The 17,875-nt window shown below is 72.6% G+C and carries 18 protein-coding genes; 13 read left to right on the plus strand and 5 right to left on the minus strand.

Annotated elements, in window-relative coordinates; genetic code table 11:
- Positions 1-171: 171 nt before the first annotated feature.
- From M8C17_RS07470 to M8C17_RS07480, 3 genes are all read left to right on the plus strand, one after another.
- Positions 172-1,035, plus strand: a complete 864-nt coding sequence (locus tag M8C17_RS07470) for a phytanoyl-CoA dioxygenase family protein (protein WP_252415647.1) — start codon at positions 172-174, stop codon at positions 1,033-1,035.
- Positions 1,036-1,141: 106 nt separating this feature from the next.
- Positions 1,142-2,011 (plus strand): DUF2726 domain-containing protein, encoded by an 870-nt coding sequence (locus M8C17_RS07475; protein ID WP_252415648.1) that lies wholly within the window; start codon positions 1,142-1,144, stop codon positions 2,009-2,011.
- Positions 2,012-2,302: 291 nt separating this feature from the next.
- Positions 2,303-3,601, plus strand: coding sequence for a hypothetical protein (locus tag M8C17_RS07480; protein WP_252415649.1), 1,299 nt, complete (start codon positions 2,303-2,305; stop codon positions 3,599-3,601).
- Positions 3,602-3,772: 171 nt separating this feature from the next.
- Here the strand turns inward: M8C17_RS07480 and M8C17_RS07485 are convergent, their stop codons facing one another.
- Complete coding sequence (locus M8C17_RS07485; RefSeq protein WP_252415650.1) at positions 3,773-4,123, minus strand: Lsr2 family protein; 351 nt, start codon at positions 4,121-4,123, stop codon at positions 3,773-3,775.
- Between the two features lie 152 nt (positions 4,124-4,275).
- Entirely contained in the window at positions 4,276-4,884 is a 609-nt protein-coding gene (locus tag M8C17_RS07490; protein WP_252415651.1) for a response regulator transcription factor, read from the minus strand.
- A 233-nt stretch (positions 4,885-5,117) separates the two neighbouring features.
- On the opposite strand from M8C17_RS07490, the gene M8C17_RS07495 reads away from it, so the two are divergent.
- The 6 genes from M8C17_RS07495 (at position 5,118) to M8C17_RS07520 (ending at position 11,131) form a co-directional block, all read left to right on the plus strand.
- Positions 5,118-5,714: a sensor histidine kinase KdpD gene (locus M8C17_RS07495; RefSeq protein WP_252415652.1), complete on the plus strand. Its 597-nt coding sequence runs from the start codon at positions 5,118-5,120 to the stop codon at positions 5,712-5,714.
- An 84-nt stretch (positions 5,715-5,798) separates the two neighbouring features.
- Positions 5,799-6,668, plus strand: a complete 870-nt coding sequence (locus M8C17_RS07500; protein WP_252415653.1) for a manganese catalase family protein — start codon at positions 5,799-5,801, stop codon at positions 6,666-6,668.
- Positions 6,669-6,735: 67 nt separating this feature from the next.
- Positions 6,736-7,908, plus strand: coding sequence for a putative manganese transporter (locus M8C17_RS07505; RefSeq protein ID WP_252415654.1), 1,173 nt, complete (start codon positions 6,736-6,738; stop codon positions 7,906-7,908).
- Between the two features lie 27 nt (positions 7,909-7,935).
- Entirely contained in the window at positions 7,936-8,220 is a 285-nt protein-coding gene (locus M8C17_RS07510) for a hypothetical protein (protein ID WP_252415655.1), read from the plus strand.
- A 38-nt stretch (positions 8,221-8,258) separates the two neighbouring features.
- A complete protein-coding gene (gene lon, locus M8C17_RS07515) occupies positions 8,259-10,589 on the plus strand; it encodes an endopeptidase La (protein WP_252415656.1) in 2,331 nt (776 codons plus the stop codon).
- Between the two features lie 137 nt (positions 10,590-10,726).
- Positions 10,727-11,131, plus strand: coding sequence for a DoxX family protein (locus M8C17_RS07520; protein ID WP_252415657.1), 405 nt, complete (start codon positions 10,727-10,729; stop codon positions 11,129-11,131).
- A gap of 46 nt (positions 11,132-11,177) precedes the next feature.
- Here the strand turns inward: M8C17_RS07520 and M8C17_RS07525 are convergent, their stop codons facing one another.
- Positions 11,178-12,905 carry a DEAD/DEAH box helicase gene (locus M8C17_RS07525; RefSeq protein WP_252415658.1) on the minus strand — a complete coding sequence of 576 codons (1,728 nt, stop codon included), beginning with the start codon at positions 12,903-12,905 and terminating at the stop codon, positions 11,178-11,180.
- Between the two features lie 75 nt (positions 12,906-12,980).
- Entirely contained in the window at positions 12,981-13,838 is an 858-nt protein-coding gene (locus tag M8C17_RS07530) for a hypothetical protein (RefSeq protein ID WP_252415659.1), read from the minus strand.
- Between the two features lie 131 nt (positions 13,839-13,969).
- Between M8C17_RS07530 and M8C17_RS07535 the strand changes: the two genes are divergently transcribed.
- The 4 genes from M8C17_RS07535 (at position 13,970) to M8C17_RS07550 (ending at position 16,995) form a co-directional block, all read left to right on the plus strand.
- Positions 13,970-15,124, plus strand: coding sequence for a sensor histidine kinase (locus M8C17_RS07535; RefSeq protein ID WP_252415660.1), 1,155 nt, complete (start codon positions 13,970-13,972; stop codon positions 15,122-15,124).
- The gene (locus M8C17_RS07540; RefSeq protein ID WP_252415661.1) at positions 15,121-15,726 is read left to right on the plus strand and encodes a DNA-binding response regulator; all 606 of its coding nucleotides are present in this window, start codon (positions 15,121-15,123) and stop codon (positions 15,724-15,726) included. Before M8C17_RS07535 ends, M8C17_RS07540 begins: the two co-directional genes overlap by 4 nt.
- A gap of 75 nt (positions 15,727-15,801) precedes the next feature.
- Positions 15,802-16,401 carry an SMI1/KNR4 family protein gene (locus M8C17_RS07545; protein ID WP_252415662.1) on the plus strand — a complete coding sequence of 200 codons (600 nt, stop codon included), beginning with the start codon at positions 15,802-15,804 and terminating at the stop codon, positions 16,399-16,401.
- A gap of 72 nt (positions 16,402-16,473) precedes the next feature.
- Positions 16,474-16,995: a 2'-5' RNA ligase family protein gene (locus tag M8C17_RS07550; RefSeq protein ID WP_252415663.1), complete on the plus strand. Its 522-nt coding sequence runs from the start codon at positions 16,474-16,476 to the stop codon at positions 16,993-16,995.
- 113 nt (positions 16,996-17,108) lie between these two features.
- Here M8C17_RS07550 and M8C17_RS07555 read toward each other — a convergent pair whose 3' ends face one another.
- Positions 17,109-17,795 carry a hypothetical protein gene (locus tag M8C17_RS07555; protein WP_252415664.1) on the minus strand — a complete coding sequence of 229 codons (687 nt, stop codon included), beginning with the start codon at positions 17,793-17,795 and terminating at the stop codon, positions 17,109-17,111.
- Positions 17,796-17,875 lie beyond the last annotated feature (80 nt).

The raw sequence follows: 17,875 nt of genomic DNA on the forward strand, positions 1-17,875 counted from the left end.
GGCCGGTCCACTACCGGCGACCCGGCTGGATACACCGGGCGGGGACCTCTGGAACACCGCCGAGCTGTGATACGGGTCACAGCGCCAGGTCGGTCGCTGGCGCGGTGGTGCGCGTCTTGGCACGCTTCTACAACGTTGTAAGGATCGCTCCGCCCCCGAGGAGGCCCCCCGATGCGCGCTACCCCGGCCGCGGCACCCGCCGCCCACCCGACACCCGACGGTGACGAGGTGCCCCTCGAGGCACTCGGCGATCTCTACCGCGACGGCATCACGGCCTGCCGTGGCGCCTTCGACCCGGCCTGGGTCGAGCAGGTGGGCGAGGACGTCGCCGCCGCCTTCGAGGAGGCGCGCTCCCGCCCCGACGGAGCCGTCGGTCGTGGCCCGCAGCGCTGGTACGTGGAGATCCATCCGGAGCAGCTGCGCGGCTTCGTCGACCTGGTCACCCATCCGTGGGTGGTGTCGGTCTGCCGGGCGGTGCTCGGCCCGGAGTACGAGATCGTCGAGCTGGGCTTCGACATCCCCTTCCCCGGGGCGGCGATGCAGCCCTGGCACCGGGACTTCCCGATGCCGGAGGAGACCCGGCGACAGCGGCGCCTCACCTCGCTGGCGTTCAACCTGACCACCGTCGACACGGTGGAGGAGATGGGGCCGTTCGAGATCGCCCCCGGCACCCAGTGGGACGACGGCGCCGACTTCGACCACGCGATGTTCCCGCCCCGGGAGCGCTACGCCCGCTACCAGCAGCGGGCGGTACGCAAGTACCCGCAACGCGGAGACATCTCGGCCCGGTCGGCGCTGACCATCCACCGCGGCACCCCGAACGTCTCCCAGTCGGCCCGCCCGGTCCTCGTGCTCGGCGTGGATGCGCCCGGCGCCGGCAACGCGGCCCACCACGACATGGCCGTCACCCACGGCTACTGGGAGCGCCTGCCCGAGCTGGTCCGGGAGCACCTGCCCTGCCCGGTGGTGGAGCGGTTGGAGCCGATCCGGCAGAAGCACACCATCGAGGGCCTGGTGATGGGCGCCGCCGAGTAACGGCCACCCGCCCCCGGGGCGGTGCCGGCCGCACCGCCGAGGCGCGGGCCATGATCGACCACCTAGACTCGGCGCGGCTCGACCGACCGGCGGATGGATCAGGCAGATGACGAGCACCGTCAGCGACGATCGCGGCTGGCTGCGGGCCGTGCCCGCCGACGGCGCGCTGTTCACCCGCGCCGGCCACCACGTCTACCCTGCGCGCCGGCTCAGCGAGCTGGTCCAGGGGCGTCCGCCGGGTGTCACCGGCAGCCAGTGGAGTACGGCCAGCCGGGCCGGCTTCGACTTCGTGATCTGCGCCGTAAACACCGGCCGCCCGATCGTCGCCGTGGAGATCGGCCCTGTCGCAGCGGCCGGCTCGGCGCAGCAGCGCGCCGAACGGCTCAAGGACGCGGTGAGCGCGGCGGTGGGCCTGCCGGTGCTGCGGATCGGGTCGCCGACGCTGCGGGCGGCCGAGCACGGCCGACGTCTGGTGGAGTACGTGCTCGACGCGCGCGCCTACGCGGCCGGGGCGAGCGGTGCCGGGGGCGAGGCCGCACCGGTGGGCTTCCGGGACATCCTCGGCCGGCTGCCGGACGGTCGCACGGGACCGGTCAACGACCTCGGCGCGCTGGCCCGCGCGGCGGCCGTCGAGGCGTACGTGGGACGGCAGTTGGCCGACCCGATCGTGCGCGGGTTGCACGTGCGGTGGGCGGACGGCCCGGCGCAGGGGTGGAGCTGGGTGCACGTCCGCCCCGACGCGTGCCTGGTGGAGCGGGTCTCGGTGACCGAACACCGGTTCTCCTGCGGCATCGACACGGCCCGGCTGGCCGAGGATCTCGCCACGGTCGCCGTCGGCGAGCGGCTGCGCGCCGCCGAGATCGGCGGTCCGGAACTGCTGCCGCGTGCCCAATTGACGGCTGAGATCGTCGCGCTGAGCCAGCGCCGGCACGAGCTGGCCGGTGGCTTCGCCTTCGACCACCTCTGTGCCGACTGACCGGCACCTTTTCACCTGCTGACGCTTCTTCCCACCGGCTGCCCCTGGGGCCGCGGCAATTTTCTGTGCGCCGGTTGAACCTTCCCGGGCGCCGTCCCGTACTCCTGCGCGAATGAACAGGATCTCCCATCCGCGTCGACCGGGCGCGGGAGACGGTGCGGAAAGGGCATCGTCGGCCATCGACACGTTACGGGGTAGGTCACGGTGGTCGCCGCCGTGCCGTGCCATCTCACATCCGTCGGTCCGCCGAGGGCAGGAATCCACTACCGGATCGAGAAGGAGAGCAATTCGATGCGCAGGTCCACTCGGGCGCGCCGGTCATCCGGCAACGCGCGGAGCAAGCGTCTGCTGGCCGTTGTCGGCACGCTCGTGGTCTTTGGCGGAGTCGTCGCCGTGACTCAGATCTCGTCGGCCCAGGACCGGCGGACGAACAAGCCGCGACCGGCTGCGGGGCAGTGCGTGGAACCGAGCCCGGGCGCCACCGCGCCGACCGGCGGCGGTTCGACCACCCGGACCTGGCAGAACGGTCGGTGGGTGCGCAACCACTGGGGTGACGGACAGCAGTCGGTCACTGAGTGTGAGGACGGCAAGGACGGTACGGCCGGCACCGGCTCGGCCGTCGCCTGCCCCGACGTGACGGCGAAGCTTCCGCAGGTGCCGGACCGGGCGCGGGCCGAGGTGGACCGCAACCTCGCGCAGTTGCAGTCCCAGATCGCCGAGGCCGACCGCCGGCTGGCCGCCGAGGGCAGCAAGGGTGAAGCCTTCATCCGCACCTCGATCCTCCAGCCGCTGGCCGCGAAGCGGCGTGCGGTGCTGGACCGGATCACGACGGCCATCGACCGGGTCGGGCCTCGCCCGCAGGGTCTGGCGCAACTCGCCGAGTGCCAGGTGCAGCCGACCGGCGGCAGCAACGGTGGAAACACCGGTGGCAACAATGGTGGGAGCACGGGTGGCGGCAACACCGGTGGCGGTAACACCGGTGGCGGTAACACCGGAGGCGGCAACACCGGAGGCGGCAACAACGGTGGCAACGCTCCCGGCGCCGGGCTCGGCGTGCTGGCCAACGACTGCGACGAGAGCCAGCTCCAGCCGCACGACGGCTTCCAGAACGGCAACCGCTGCGTGAGCACCGAATTCGGTGAGGTCGGCGCGGCTGCCAACAACCCGTCGCTGCTGATCACCCAGTTCCCCGGGCAGGTCGGCCGCAACCAGGCCTTCACCCTGCGGGTCAGCACCCGCAACCTGATCCGGGACCGCTTCCTCGCGGCGGGCCAGGGCGGCTACTACGTGGAGAGCTCGCTGCTCAACGAGCAGGGTCTGGTCCGCGGGCACTTCCACACCGCCTGCCGGATGCTGGACAGCCTGACCGCTCCGCCCGAGCCGCAGGAGGTGCCCGCGTTCTTCGTCGCCACCGAGGACGGGCGCGGAAGTGCCCAGCCGGACGAGGTGACCATCCAGATCCCGGGTCTGCCGGAGTCCGGCACCGCGCAGTGTGCGGTCTGGGCCGGCGACGGCTCGCACCGGTTGCCGATGATGGAACGCGCCAACCAGACCCCGGCGTTCGACGCGGTGCGTATCGAGGTCAACTGAATCTGAGTACCGGCGGCGACCGGTCGCCCGGGGCGGACAACCCGGGTGGCCGGCCGCCGCGCCGTGTGCCTACGGCGCGTAGCGGCGGGCAGTGACCCGGCCCGAAAGACGGCTGCGGACAATCCGACGGGGCCACGCCGTTTCCGGCGGGACCCCGTCTGTCGTTCGCGATCAGCGGTTCTTGTAGGCCTCGACCACCTCGACCGGGATGCGGCCCCGTTCGGAAATCTTGTAGCCGTTCTTGACGGCCCATTCCCGGATGGCCCGGTTCTGCTCCCGATCCATTCCGGCGCCGCTGGGTCGCCCCGGCCGCCGGACTGCCCGAGTGCTGTCCACCGGGCCGCCCCGCCCGATCCGCCGACCCGCATTGATGTACGGATCCAACGCCTTGCGCAGGACGCCGGCATTCTCGTCCGAGACATCGATCGTGTAGGCCACGCCGTCGAGGCTGAACTCGACCGTACGGTCTGCCTTCCCACCGTCGAGGTCGTCGGTCAGCACCGTGATTACTTTTCTCGCCATTGCCGATTACTCCCTGTGTGTGGCGGGATGTGTCCAAAGTCTGACCCACCACCCGGGGAAACCGCAACAATATGCGCCCTTTTCATTTCGGCGCGTCGCGATTCTGTCGTCGTATAACAGCGAACGGAGCCGAATCGGGAGCTGACCGGCCTTCATTCGCCGAGCAGGCCGGCGTGGCCGGCGACGGCGGCGGCCTCCGCCCGGGTGGATACCCGCAGCTTTCGCAGCAGCGTGGCGGTCATCCGTTTCACCGTCCGCTCCGAAACGTGCAGTTCCTCGGCGATGTCGACGGTGTTGCGGCCGGCGGCGATCGCCCGCAGCAGGCGGCGTTCCTCGTCGTCGAGGTCGACCGGCGCGGCCCGCGAGGGCCGCAGCACGGCCCGCAGCAGGTCCGCCGGCAGCACCGCCCAGCCGTCGAGGATGGCCAGCAGCGGGGGCAGCAGCTCCTCCGGCTCGCTGGTCTTCGGCAGGTACCCCTCGGCACCGGCCCGCAGAGCGTCCAGTGCGGGCGCCGGGTCCGTGGAACCGGACATCGCCACCACCCGTACCCGTGGTGTCGTCCGCCGGATGGCGGCCACCGCCCGGATGCCGCCCGGCGCGGGCATGTGCAGGTCGACCAGGGCGAGGTCGGGCATGCAACGGCTGACCATGGCGGCTGCGGCGGAGGCGTCGCCGGTCGAGCCGACCACCTCGGCCCGGTTGTCGGTGCTCAACGGGAGCAGCAGTTCCAGGCCGCGAACGAAGAGGGGGTGGTCGTCCACGACGGCGAGTCGGATAGTGGGGGTGCCCGGCATGTCTGGGCCGTTCCCCAGCGGGTACCGATCATGCGGCTACGCACCGAACGAGGGGAGTCGGTTGGATGCGCGCACGTCACGGTCTGCAGGGGCTGTTGCGAGGATTGCGACGGACGGAACCCGGACCGGGTGACAGACGGCTCTCGGACGCCGATTCCGACCTGCTGCTGCGCGTGCTGTGCCACGAGTTTCGTACCCCGGTGAGCACCCTGACCTCGCTGACCCGGGCCCTGGCCGACGAGCGCCGGGAGCTGACCGGCGCCGACCGGCGCGCGATCAGCGAGCTGGCCCGCGATCAGGCGGCCCACCTGCAGAACCTGCTGCGCGACGCGACCGCCGGCACCGGTGCACTGGCACTGGCCACCCAACCGGAGCCGACGGTGCCGTTGGCCGGGATCCTGCGGGAGGCGGCCGCCCTGGTGCCGGCACACCGTCGAACGGCCCGGGCCACCATGCGCGCCGGCTCCTGCCCGGTGCCGGCCGGCCGTACCCGGCAGGTGCTGGTGAACCTGGTGCAGAACGCGCTGCGGCACGGCCCGGCCGAGGGGCAGATCGGGCTCTACGCCGCGCTGCGCGGCGACGGCCTGAGCATCCTCGTCACCGACGAGGGGCGGGTGGACGACGCGCTGCTGACCGCGGTGCGCCGGCCGGCGCCCGGCGGCGGGATGTCCGGGCTGGGGCTGTGGATCGTGCGGCAGTTGGTCGCGGTGGACGCCGGAGCCGTCCGCGTGCACCGGGTGCGCCCACGAGGCGTGGCGCTCGAGGTGCTGCTGCCGAGCTGCCGTCCGGTGGTCTGACCCCGACGGGACACGACATGGCCCGGACGGGTCAGCGGCGTGGGAACCCCCTCGTTACCAGCTTCCCGGTGTCGAGGAGGACACATGTTCAGCCACGTCAAGGACCTGCAGTTCGAGGCCAAACCGGACGGCCCGGACGCTGCGTTCGCCCGACGCCTGCAGGAGATCCTGGGCGGCAAGTGGGGCGAGATGACCGTCGCCAACCAGTACCTCTACCAGGGGTGGAACTGCCGGCTGCCCGGCAAGTACAAGGACCTGCTGCTCGACGTCGGTACCGAGGAGATGGGCCACGTCGAGATGATCGCCACGATGATCACCCGACTGCTGGAGAACGCGCCGCTGTCACTCCAGGAGGCGGCGGACGACAACCCGATGGTCGGCGCCATCTACGCCGGATCGAATCCGGCGCACTTCATCCACGGCGGCGGCGGCGCGCTGCCGGCCGACTCCAACGGAGTGCCGTGGAGCGGCGCGTTCGTCACCGCCAGCGGCAACCTGATGGCCGACTTCCAGCTCAACGTCACCGCGGAGGCGCAGGGGCGGCTCCAGGTGTCGCGGCTGTTCAACATGACCGACGACCCGGGCGTGAAGCAGATGCTGCGTTTCCTGCTGGCCCGCGACACCATGCACCAGAACATGTGGCTGGCGGCCATCGAGCAGCTCAAGGAGGACGGCCTGGAGGAGATGCCGGTGCCGGACGCCTTCCCCGACTCGAAGGAGTTCACCAAGGAGTGGAGCTACACCTACCTGGACTTCTCACCGGGCACCGACGCGTCCGAGGGCCGCTGGGCCTCCGGGCCCAGCCCGGACGGCAAGGGCGAGTTCACCTACGACCACAGCCCGCGCGCCCACGCCCCCGAACCGGTCCTGGCCCCGGGTGATCCGCGTCTGTACGGCACCAACCCCGGCATCGCCGGTGGTGTCGTGACCAAGGTCAAGAGCAAGGTCACCTGACGCCGTCCCGCCGGGCCGCTCCCATGTGGTGGGCGGCCCGGCGCCTGCCGCTCTGTGGAGGTGTGCCGTGACCGATCTCGTGCTCCGTCCGCTCGCGGACGCGTTCATGCAGGTGGGCGTCTACGTGGCCGTGCTGGTCGCGCTCTTCGGCTGGCTGCGGTGGCGCTACGGCGACCGGGCGACCGACGGCCTGACCCGGCGCCCCCGACTCGGCCCGCTGGTCGGGGCGCTGCTCGGGGTGAGCCCCGGCTGTGGCGGGGCCATCGTCCTCATGCCGCTGTACGCCCGCGGAAAGGTCTCCTTCGGTACCGTGGTCGCCGCCCTGGCGGCCACCATGGGGGACTCGTCGTGGGTGGTGCTGGCCTGGAACCCCCTGTTCGCGCTGAAGATCCACCTGCTGCTCTTCGCGGTCGGCCTCGTCACCGGGTACGTCGTGGACGCGCTCGGCATCGATCCGGCCCGGACTCCGCGCCGGAGGTCCGCCACGGACGCCCCACGCGCCGAGGTTGTTCCCGTCGGCGCGGGCCCGGCCGTCCCGGCGTTTCCGGTCGGCGCGTCCGCCCCGGCCGGCCTCGTCGCCGCCGGCGGTCCGGACCTGGCCGGCGCGCGGCGGTTGCTCGCCGGGCTGCTGCCGCGGGTACCCGCGTCCACGGCGTTCTGGGGTCTGACCACCCCGGCGTTCCTGGTCTCCGTGCCGGTGGTCTTCCAGCTGGTCGACCCCGACGCGCTCACCCGCACCCTGGGTGGGCTCGACCCGTACCTGGCGCTCGGCGTGCTCGGCACGCTGACCGCCGTGCTGATCTTCGCGTCCGGCGGGGGCCGGTTGGCCGACGACAGCCTGGAGACCGCGCAACCCCGCTCGATCCGGGCCACGATGCGGCACAGCGCGCACGAGGCGTCCTTCGTCACCGTGTGGGTGGCGGTGGCCTACGTCAGCTGGCAGATCGTCACCACCACCACCGGCTTCGACGGCTCGCAGCTGGCCGTCACCGGGCTGGTCGGTGTGCTGATCGGCGCCACGATCGGCCTCATCCCGGGATGCGCGGTGCAGATCGTCTTCACCGGGCTGTACGTCAGCGGCGGGTTGCCGCTGCCCACCCTGGTCGCCAACGCGATCAGCCAGGACGGCGACGCGCTGATCCCGCTGGCCGCCATGCGGCGGCACTCCGCGGTGCTGGCCACCGTGATCACCACGATCCCGGCCGCGGCCGTCGGCGCCGCGCTGCTCGTCCTGCTCTGACCGACCCTCCGCACCAGAAGGAGAGAGATGTCTTCCGTCGTCGCACCCTCCCGGGAGACCGGTGTGGTCCCCCTGTCCCGTACGCGGGCGAAGCTGCTGGTCTTCGCCGCGCTGACCCTGGTCGCCGCCGCCGCCGGTCTGCCCGGCCGGATCGTGGTCGCCCTAGCCGCGATCAGCCTGGCTATCCCGCTGGCCGTGGCGGTGGCCGGCGGTGGCCGTCTGGTCCGTGAGCTGCTGCTTCCCGATCGCCACCTCACCCCGGACAGTGGTCTGGGTCACACCCCGGAACAAGGGGAACGCTTTGTTACTTGAGTGAGACACGCTCAAGTCAACGCGATAGCAGGTGTTCGATGGCAACTCTTCCGGTACTTCCCCTGACCGACGCCGTGCTGCTGCCCGGCATGGTCATCCCGGTGACCCTCGACCCGACCACTCAGGCCGCGGTCGACGCAGCCCGCGCGACCGGCGACCGCAAGCTGCTCGCCGTGCCCCGCATCGACGGTGAGTACGGCCCCGTCGGCACGGTCGCCACCATCGAGAAGGTGGGCCGGCTGCCCGATGGTGAGCCCGCCGCCGTCATCCGTGGCCTGTCCCGGGCCCGGATCGGCTCCGGCGTGCCCGGCCCCGGCGCCGCCCTCTGGGTCGAGGCGACCGAACTCGACGAACCCGCCCCCGCCGGACGGGCCCGGGAACTCGCCCGCGAGTACCGCGCCCTGACGACCTCCGTGCTCCAGCAGCGTGGGGCCTGGCAGGTCATCGACGCCATGGAGCGGATGACCGACCTCTCCGAGCTGGCCGACTCGGCCGGCTACGCGCCCTGGTTGAGTCTGGAGCAGAAGACCGAACTGCTCGTCGCGCCGGATGTCACCGCCCGGCTGGAGCTGCTGGTCGGCTGGGTCAAGGAGCACCTGGCCGAGCAGGAGGTCACTGAGCAGATCAACACCGACGTCCGGGAGGGGCTGGAGAAGTCCCAGCGGGAGTTCCTGCTCCGCCAGCAGCTCGCCGCGATCCGCAAGGAGCTGGGTGAGGACGAGCCGGACGGCTCGGCCGACTACCGCTCCCGGGTCGAGGGCGCCGACCTGCCGGAGAAGGTCCGCGAGGCGGCCATGCGCGAGGTCGGCAAGCTGGAGCGGGCCAGTGACGCCTCCCCGGAGGCGGGCTGGATCCGTACCTGGCTGGACACCGTCCTCGAGATGCCCTGGGGTACGCGTACCCAGGACAACACCGACCTCGGCGAGGCCCGGGCGGTGCTCGACGCCGACCACGCCGGCCTGGCCGACGTGAAGGACCGCATCCTGGAGTACCTCGCGGTGCGCAACCGCCGGGCCGAGCGCAACCTCGGCGTGGTCGGCGGTCGCGGCTCCGGCGCGGTGCTCGCCCTCGCCGGCCCGCCCGGGGTCGGCAAGACCAGCCTCGGTGAGTCCGTCGCCCGGGCGCTCGGGCGCAACTTCGTCCGGGTCTCGCTCGGCGGCGTGCGCGACGAGGCCGAGATCCGCGGCCACCGGCGCACCTACGTCGGCGCGCTGCCCGGTCGGATCGTGCGTGCCCTGCGAGAGGCCGGCTCGATGAACCCGGTCGTGCTCCTCGACGAGGTGGACAAGCTGGCCGCCGGCTACGCCGGCGACCCCGCCGCCGCCCTGCTGGAGGTGCTCGACCCGGCCCAGAACCACACCTTCCGGGACCACTACCTGGAGGTCGACCTCGACCTGTCCGACGTGCTCTTCCTGGCCACCGCCAACGTGGTGGAGTCCATCCCCGGTCCGCTGCTGGACCGGATGGAGCTGGTCACCCTGGACGGGTACACCGAGGACGAGAAGGTCGCCATCGCCCGGGACCACCTGCTGCCACGGCAGCGGGAGCGGGCGGGGCTGACCGTCGACGAGGTGAGCATCGCCGACGATGCCCTGGCGCTGATCGCGGGGGAGTACACGCGGGAGGCCGGGGTCCGGCAACTCGAGCGTGCTCTGGCCAAGATCCTGCGCAAGGTGGCGGTGGCGCTGGCGACCGACCCGACGCCGGTGCGCGTCGACACCGGGAACCTCGCCGGCTACCTGGGCCGGCCGAAGTTCACCCCGGAGTCGGCCGAGCGCACCGCGGTGCCCGGCGTGGCCACCGGCCTCGCCGTCACGGGCGCCGGCGGGGACGTCCTCTTCATCGAGGCGACCAGCATGGAGGGCGAGCCGGGGCTGACCCTGACCGGCCAGCTCGGTGACGTGATGAAGGAGTCGGCGCACATCGCCCTCTCCTACCTGCGCTCGAACGGGCGCCGGCTCGGCATCGACCCGAACGCCCTGGCCGGACGCAGGATCCACCTGCACGTCCCGGCGGGCGCGGTGCCCAAGGACGGTCCGAGCGCCGGCATCACCATGGTGACCGCGCTCGCCTCACTGGTCACCGGCCGTCCGGTCCGCCCGGAGTTCGGGATGACCGGCGAGGTGACGCTCTCCGGGCGGGTGCTGCCAATCGGCGGGGTGAAGCAGAAGCTGCTCGCCGCGCACCGGGCGGGCCTCACCGAGGTGATCATCCCGGCGCGCAACGAGCCGGACCTGGACGACCTGCCGACCGAGGTGCGCTCGGCGCTGACCGTGCACACCCTGGCCGACGTGGCCGACGTGCTCGCCCTGGCGCTGCGCCCGGCCGACGTCGAGTCGCTGGACGGCCCGGCGCTCGCCGCGGCCTGACGCTCGACAACGAAGCCCCCGCCGTCTCCGGACGGCGGGGGCTTCGTGCTGTACGAGTCGATCGAGGAACCGTACTGTCGCGCTTGAACCCTCAACTACCTCTCCGCCGTGAGGCGGTACCCCCGGAGGAAACCCCCGTGAACGTGCTGCTCTGGATCATCCAGATCCTGCTCGCCGCCGTGTTCGCCGGCGCTGGCGCGGCCAAACTGACCCAGCCCAAGGAGAAGCTCCGCGACCGGATGGGCTGGGTCGACCCGGTCCCGCCGTCCCAGGTCAAGGCACTCGGCGCCGTCGAACTGCTGGCCGCCCTCGGGCTCGTCCTGCCCGCCCTCACCGGCATCGCCACCGTGCTCACCCCGCTGGCCGCCGTCGGGCTGGTCATCGTCATGGTCGGCGGCATCCTGGTACACGTACGCCGGGCGAAGAGCCAGGACACGGCGGACAAGCGCCGCCTCGAGACGCAGGGCGCCGTGGTCTGCGCGGTGCTGCTCGTCCTCGCCGCCGTGGTGGCGTGGGGCCGGTTCGGCCCGTACCCCCTCTGATCCTCCCGCCGGCGACCGTCGGATCCGACGGCCGCCGGCGGCACGCTCAGCGGTCGCCGCCGCGATCCCGGCGCACCGTGGCCTTGCGGCCCTTGATGGTGCTGCCGCGCAGCCCCGCGATCACCTCGTCGGCCACGCCCTGCGGCACCTCCACCAGCGAGAACCGGTCGGCGATCTCGATCGAGCCGATGTCCCGACCGCTGATCCCGGTCTCACCGGTGATCGCCCCGACCAGGTCCTGCGGGCGGACGCCAGCGCGCCGGCCCAGCCCGATGAAGACCTGGGCGGTGTTACCGCCCCCACGCGGCCGGCCGCCACCGCGCCGGTCACCGCCCCGGCCGCCGGCCTCGGGCCGACCCTCGCGCGGGCCGCGCACGGGCACCTGCGGGATCTCCTCCTCGTCGTCCGAGCCCGGCGAGGTCACCTCGTGCGCCAACTTCACGGCGGCGAGCGCGACCTCCATCAGGTCGAACTCGTCGGTCAGCGTCTCCACGATCACCCGGAACGGGTCCAGGTCGTCCTCGAGCAGGCTCTCGCGCAGCGCCCCCTGGGTCAGCTCCAGCCGGCGGGTACGCATGTCCGCCACCGTCGGGATCTTGTCGATCGTGATCCGCTGCCCGGTCACCCGCTCGATGGTCTTCAGCATCCGGTGCTCGCGCGGCTCGGCGAGGGTGATCGCCACGCCCTCCCGCCCGGCCCGACCGACCCGGCCGATCCGGTGCACGTACGACTCCGGCGCCGACGGCACGTCGTAGTTGACCACGTGGGTGAGCTGCTCGACGTCCAGCCCGCGGGCCGCCACGTCGGTGGCCACCAGCAGGTCGGCGGTGCCCGCCCGCAGCCGTCCCATCACCCGGTCGCGCTGCTCCTGGCTCATCCCGCCGTGCAGCGCCTCGGACCGGTAGCCGCGGCCGTTCATCGTCTCGGTCAGCCGGTCGACCTCCTCCCGGCTGCGGCAGAACACGATCGCGGCGGTCGGTGACTCCACGTCCAGCACGCGGCCCAGCGCGGCCGGCTTGTGCGCCCGGGTCACGATGTACGCGCTCTGCCGCACCCGGGGCGCCTCGCCGGCCACCTGCTGCTCCCGGCCGATCTCGATCCGGACCGGCTCGCGCAGGTGCTGGCGGGCCATCCCGTCGATCCGGCCCGGCATGGTGGCCGAGAAGAGCACGGTCTGGCGCTGCGCGGGGGCGTGCTCCAGGATCGCCTCGATGTCCTCGGCGAAGCCCATGTCGAGCATCTCGTCGGCCTCGTCGAGCACCACCGTGGCCAGCCCGCCCAGCCGCAGGGTGCCCCGGGCGATGTGGTCCAGAGCCCGCCCCGGGGTGGCCACCACCACGTCGACCCCGCTGTCCAGCGCCCGCAGCTGCCTCCCGATCGGCTGCCCGCCGTAGATCGGCAGCACCCGCGCGCCCAGGTCCTTGCCGTAGCGGTGGAACGCCTCGGAGACCTGCACCGCCAGCTCTCGGGTCGGCACCAGCACCAGCGCCACCGGGTCCCCGCCCTGGCGGTGTGCCGGCATCCGGTTTAGCAGCGGCAGCGCGAACGCCGCCGTCTTGCCGGTGCCGGTGGCGGCCTGACCCAGCAGGTCCCGACCCTCCAGCAGCGGTGGGATCGCCTCCCGCTGGATGGGGGTGGGCTCCTCGTAACCGAGGGCGGCCAGCGCGCCCAGCAGTTCGGCGCGCAGCCCGAGCTCCGTGAAGGCGTGCGCCTCGTCGGAGCCGTCGGGGGTGGTGTCGGTAGGTGCGTCGTGCTGTGCAGGTGCGGAACTCATGCGCCAAGCCTTTCATCACGCCGTCGCACCCGCTGCGCCGACCGGCACAACACCGCCTGCCGATGGACGGCCGGGTCAGCCGCCGGTGGTCAGGATCGCCAGGATCACGGTACCGGCCACCGCCGCGTCCAGGACCCCGCACCACTCGGCGTAGCCGCGCGGCACCACCCGACCGCTGCGGTGGTGCACCAGGTCCCACATCCCGTGGGCCAGCCAGCCGAACGCCACCAGCCACGCGGCCGTTCGTCCGCCGGCCGCGACCGCCACCAGTGTCAGCGCGACCCAGGCGGCCAGGCCGAGCAGTTGGGTGGCGAGCACGCCCGTCCCGCGCAGCGTGCCGCGGACCACGCCGATCAGCAGGTAGCCGCCGGGAAGCACCAGCATCGTCCACGGGCTGACCACGCGCGGTTCGACCCACATGTCCGCGGTCATCAGCAGCGCCAACCCGGTCGGCCAGCGTCGGGCGAGCGCCACCACGGCCGGATGCCGACGCACCGACGCCGGTGCCTCGTGCCGGTGCCGCACCGCCACCAGCACCATCGCCGGCACCATCAGCAGGTGGCCGCCGAGCAGCAGCGCGTCGCCGTCCAGCAGGTCGGCCCAGAACGGCACGAGCAGCAGCAGGAACGGGACGTACATGGCGGCGGCCATCTCACCGACGGCCCCCCAGCGGTGCGCCCGGTAGCGCATCCACACCGTCATCCCGACGGTCATGTTCGTTGCCATCACCAGGGCGGCCACGTCCGGGCGGTCCAGTGGACCGGAGAACCCCAACGCGGCGCCGACGGCGTCCCACAGCGGGGCGAGCAGCAGCATGCCGGCGACCATGGCGAGCGCCATCTCGGCGAGGTGCCGCAGCAGGCGCCGCCCACCACCGGCCGACGGCGCGACCGGCGGTACGTCCCGGACATCATCGTTCGTCAGTGTCGTCATGGAATTCACCGTGCCGGTCGGGCGCCGCCATTGGCAGGTTCGTCCGTCACCGGAAAACCGTGCGGAACGCACGGTCGAACCGTGACATCGCGCAGGGGCGGGCCTGGTGCGGGCGGTCCTAGGATCGGTCCGTGGTCAGCGTGGTGGTGTCCCCGGCGGCGGACCGGCGGCTGCGTCGCGCCCGCCAGGCGACCCTGCTGTCGTTGGCCACCGGCATCTGGGCGAGCCTGCTCCTGCCCGCGGTCGGTCTGACCCGCGAGCCGGACCGGGTACGGGTGGCGCTCGGCGCCATCGGCATCCTGGCCTTCGCGGTGACGCAGACCGCCGTGCTGTACGCCGCCGTGACGCCGTGGCTCGACCAGCGCTGGCGGCGTCGCGCCCAGGTGGGCCTGGCCGGCGTCGCGGTGCTGACCGTTCCTCTGGTGGGTCCGGTGGCGGCCGGTGTCTGGCCCACCTGGGCGTGGCTGGGCGCATCGCTGATCGGCATCGCTCCGCTGCTGGTCCGGCCGCCGGCCGCGCTGGCGGTGGCCGCCGGCGTCCTGCTGGTGGCGGTGGGGGTGGCCGGCTGGACCGGCGGTTCCGTCGTGCACCACCTGGCCGTGACCGGCGGGGTCGGGGTGGCCGTCGCCGCCGTCAACGGGTTCCAGGTCTGGTTCTGGGACCTGCTCGTGCAGGCCCGGCAGGGTCAGGCCGCCCAGGCCCGGCTGGCCGCCGCCGAGGAGCGGCTGCGCTTCGCCCGCGACGTGCATGACGTGCTGGGACACAGCCTCACCGTGATCGCGGTGAAGGCCGAGCTCGCCGCCCGGCTGGCGCCGGTCGACCCGGAGCGGGCCGGCCGGGAGGCCACTGAGGTGCAGCGGCTCGCCGCCTCGGCGTTGACCGAGGTCCGCGAGACGGTGCACGGTTACCGCGCGGTCGACCTCGGCGAACAGTTGGCCGCCGTGGCGGAGGTGCTGCGCTCCTGCGGGGTGCGCTGCACCGTGCCGCCGCCGCCGGCCGACCTGCCGCAGCGCGTTGCCACCGAACTGGCGGCGGTGCTGCGCGAGGCGGGGACGAACGTGCTGCGGCACAGCCGGGCCGACTGGTGCCGGATCCGCATCGACCGGGAGAGGGACGTGGTCAGGATGACGGTGGCCAACGACGGCGCCGACGACCGGGGCCCGGACGCGCACAGCCACGGCCTGCGTGGGCTGGCCGACCGGCTGGCCGCCACCGGCGGGGAGCTGCGGGTCCACCGTGAGGACTCGGTGTTCACCCTGGAGGCCACCGTGCCGGTGATCGCGTGATCCGCGTCCTGCTCGCCGACGACGAGGAGCTGATGCGGGTCGCCGTGGCCGCGTTGCTGGGGCTGGAGCCGGACATCGAGGTGGTGGCCCAGGCCGCCGACGGCCGGGCGGCGGTCGACGCGACGCTGGCGCACCGCCCGGATGTGGCCGTGGTGGACCTGGAGATGCCGGGCCTGGACGGCATCGCCGTCGCCGCCGAGCTGACCCGGGCGCTGCCGACCTGTGCGGTGGTGGTGCTGACCGGGCACGGCCGCCCGGGTCACCTGCGGCAGGCGTTGACCGCCGGCGCACGGGGGTTCATCCCGAAGGGATCGCCCGGCGGCGCGCTCGCCGACGTGATCCGCAGGGTGCACGGCGGCGGCCGGTACGTCGACCCGTCGCTGGCCGCCGACGCGCTGACGCTGCCAACGTGCCCGTTGACCCCCCGCGAGTTGGAGACCCTGCGGCTGGCGGAGTTCGGCGCCCCGGTGGCGGTGATCGCACGCCGGGTGCACCTGTCGACCGGCACCGTGCGCAACCACCTCTCCGCCGCGGTGCAGAAGCTCGGCGCGGCCGACCGTGCCGAGGCGGTGCGCACCGCCCGCGACAACGGCTGGCTGTGACGCCACCCCGCCCGGCGAGGATCGCGGGCTCGGTGCGGCCTCGTAGGCTCTCGGCACGTCGTCGAAGGGATTGCCGTGGAAGACCCGACGGGCATCGCAGCGTTGGCCGCGATCATGCCTGCAGATCACGGAGCGGACGAGGAGATCGACTGGTCGACAGCAGAGGCTCGGTGGGGCACGTGGTTCCCGCGCGACTACATGGCCTTCATGTCCATCTACGGCGCCGGCTCGTTCGCCGGCGTCGGCATCCTCATGCCGTTGCCCAAGCCGTACATCCAGTGGGACCCCGGGACCTTCGAGGAGGAGACGGAGAACGCCCGGGACACCTGGGACATGCTGGGCGGTCAGGAAGGTCTCGACGTCGACCCGAAACACATCCTCGCGTGGGGCGTCACCTCGGGTGCCGACATTCTGTGCTGGCTGACCACCGACCCCGACCCCGACCGGTGGCCCGTCCTGGTCTGCGGCCGACATACCCGCGACGACTTCACGCTCTTTCCCACGGGGATGGTCCAGTTCCTCCGCAGGCTGCTCCTGGACGAGTTCGAGCCCTACCCCCTCAGCATCGACCTGCGCGACGCCTCCCCGCGCTACGTGCACTGGCTCGAACGGCAGAAGCGCTGGAAGGCGGGCCTGGACCCCGACTCCGGGGTACCACGGTCAACCGGCCACTAGGTCTGCCGCGACCTGTCGTGTCTCGTGGCCACTGCCCGGTGTCACGGTCGGCGTTCCCGCTAGCGTGGGCGGGTGCGTACGGTGGAACTGGTCTGCTCGGGCGGTTTGGACGGCGAGGTCCGGGCGGTCTGGGACCGGTTGGCCGAGGCTGGTCTGCCCAGCCTGGCCCGCAACACCCATCCGACCAACCGGCCGCACCTGACCCTCGCGGCGGTGGACGAGTTCCCGCCCGGGGCTGAGCACCGCCTGGCCGAGCTGTTCGACGCCGCGCTCCCGGTGCCGGTCACGCTCGACCGCGTCGTCGTCCTCGACGGCAGTGCGCCGTTGGTCTGGCTCGTGCGACCCACGCCGGTGCTGACCGCGCTGCACGCCGCGGCCTGGGACGTGCTCGCCGACGCCGCCGGGCATCGTCCGTGGCACGCGCCGGGGGCGTGGGTGCCGCACCTGAGCCTGGCGCTGCGGTTCCGCAACGCGGACCTGCGGCTGGCCCGGGCGGTCGCCGGCGGTCAGCGGCCGACGGGTGCGTTCGTCGCGGCTCGCAGCTACGACGGCACGGCCCGGTCGGTGACGCCGCTGACCGGTCAGCGGCCCTGACATCCCGCGGCCCGTCCCATTCCCCTCAGCGGCTCGCGGAGATCTCCGAAGAGCTGCCCGACTGAGCCTCTCCCATGTCGAGGCTCAGCCAGGAACAGCAGGGACGACGATGGTCAGTTGCTGCCCCCACCGCCATCGCCGCCTCCGCCGTCGCCCCCGCCACTCAACTCGCCGCCACCACCACCGCCTGCACCGCCGGCGTAGCCGTGGCGGCCGTCGTTGAAGGGGAGATCGCCGCGAATGCCGCGTGGCTTGGGCCGCTTGCCCCACCCTCCGAGGTGTTGCAGGCAGACCAGGCCGGTACCCGGGAAGCATTCGCCACGCCCTCCGCAGTCGGCCAGGTAGCGGTTGCCATCTCGGATGCGGAGCTCCTGGTCCACCCGGAACAGCAATGGGAGACCGGTTGGGCCGCAATCCTCGTCCCGGCGGCCACAGCTCAGAGTGGCCAGCAGCAGAGGGTTGCGATTGACGGTGCCGGCGCTCGTCGCAGACCTCGGCTGGTGGTGCAGAAGGCGCCCGAACGCGGCGTCGCAGAAGGTGGCGTAGTCCCGCGCGTGCAGGGTCAGCTCCTGCCATAGATCGTCCACGACCACCGACGGCATCGAGAGCTTCGCGCTGGAGTGGCGGACGACGAGCCTGAACCACTGGCGGGTCGCGGCTTCGACCAGACGGATGTCGTCGCCGCTGAGATGGGAATGCTGATTCAGGAGACGTTCACGCCCGCTGGCAGGAAACTGCAGGTCGTCAACAGCGTGAAGTCGGTGAGCGGCGCGATCGTTCCGGAGCCTCGTCCAGATCATACGGCTACTTCTATCCGCCCGGCGTGCGAGCGCTAGGGCCCCGACTCGCCACAGTGGCGTCGCGGCCCCTTCAGAGTACG

Origin of the sequence: Micromonospora sp. RHAY321, assembly GCF_023896955.1 — a bacterium.
Classification (GTDB): Bacteria; Actinomycetota; Actinomycetes; order Mycobacteriales; family Micromonosporaceae; genus Micromonospora.

Bases quoted from the DNA above. Each gene is read 5' to 3' on its own strand.
- M8C17_RS07470 (WP_252415647.1), top strand. From the start codon at position 172: ATGCGCGCTACCCCGGCCGCGGCACCCGCCGCCCACCCGACACCCGAC.
- M8C17_RS07475 (WP_252415648.1), top strand. From the start codon at position 1,142: ATGACGAGCACCGTCAGCGACGATCGCGGCTGGCTGCGGGCCGTGCCC.
- M8C17_RS07480 (WP_252415649.1), top strand. From the start codon at position 2,303: ATGCGCAGGTCCACTCGGGCGCGCCGGTCATCCGGCAACGCGCGGAGC.
- M8C17_RS07485 (WP_252415650.1), bottom strand. From the start codon at position 4,123: ATGGCGAGAAAAGTAATCACGGTGCTGACCGACGACCTCGACGGTGGG.
- M8C17_RS07500 (WP_252415653.1), top strand. From the start codon at position 5,799: ATGTTCAGCCACGTCAAGGACCTGCAGTTCGAGGCCAAACCGGACGGC.
- M8C17_RS07510 (WP_252415655.1), top strand. From the start codon at position 7,936: ATGTCTTCCGTCGTCGCACCCTCCCGGGAGACCGGTGTGGTCCCCCTG.
- lon (WP_252415656.1), top strand. From the start codon at position 8,259: ATGGCAACTCTTCCGGTACTTCCCCTGACCGACGCCGTGCTGCTGCCC.
- M8C17_RS07525 (WP_252415658.1), bottom strand. From the start codon at position 12,905: ATGAGTTCCGCACCTGCACAGCACGACGCACCTACCGACACCACCCCC.
- M8C17_RS07530 (WP_252415659.1), bottom strand. From the start codon at position 13,838: ATGACGACACTGACGAACGATGATGTCCGGGACGTACCGCCGGTCGCG.
- M8C17_RS07555 (WP_252415664.1), bottom strand. From the start codon at position 17,795: ATGATCTGGACGAGGCTCCGGAACGATCGCGCCGCTCACCGACTTCAC.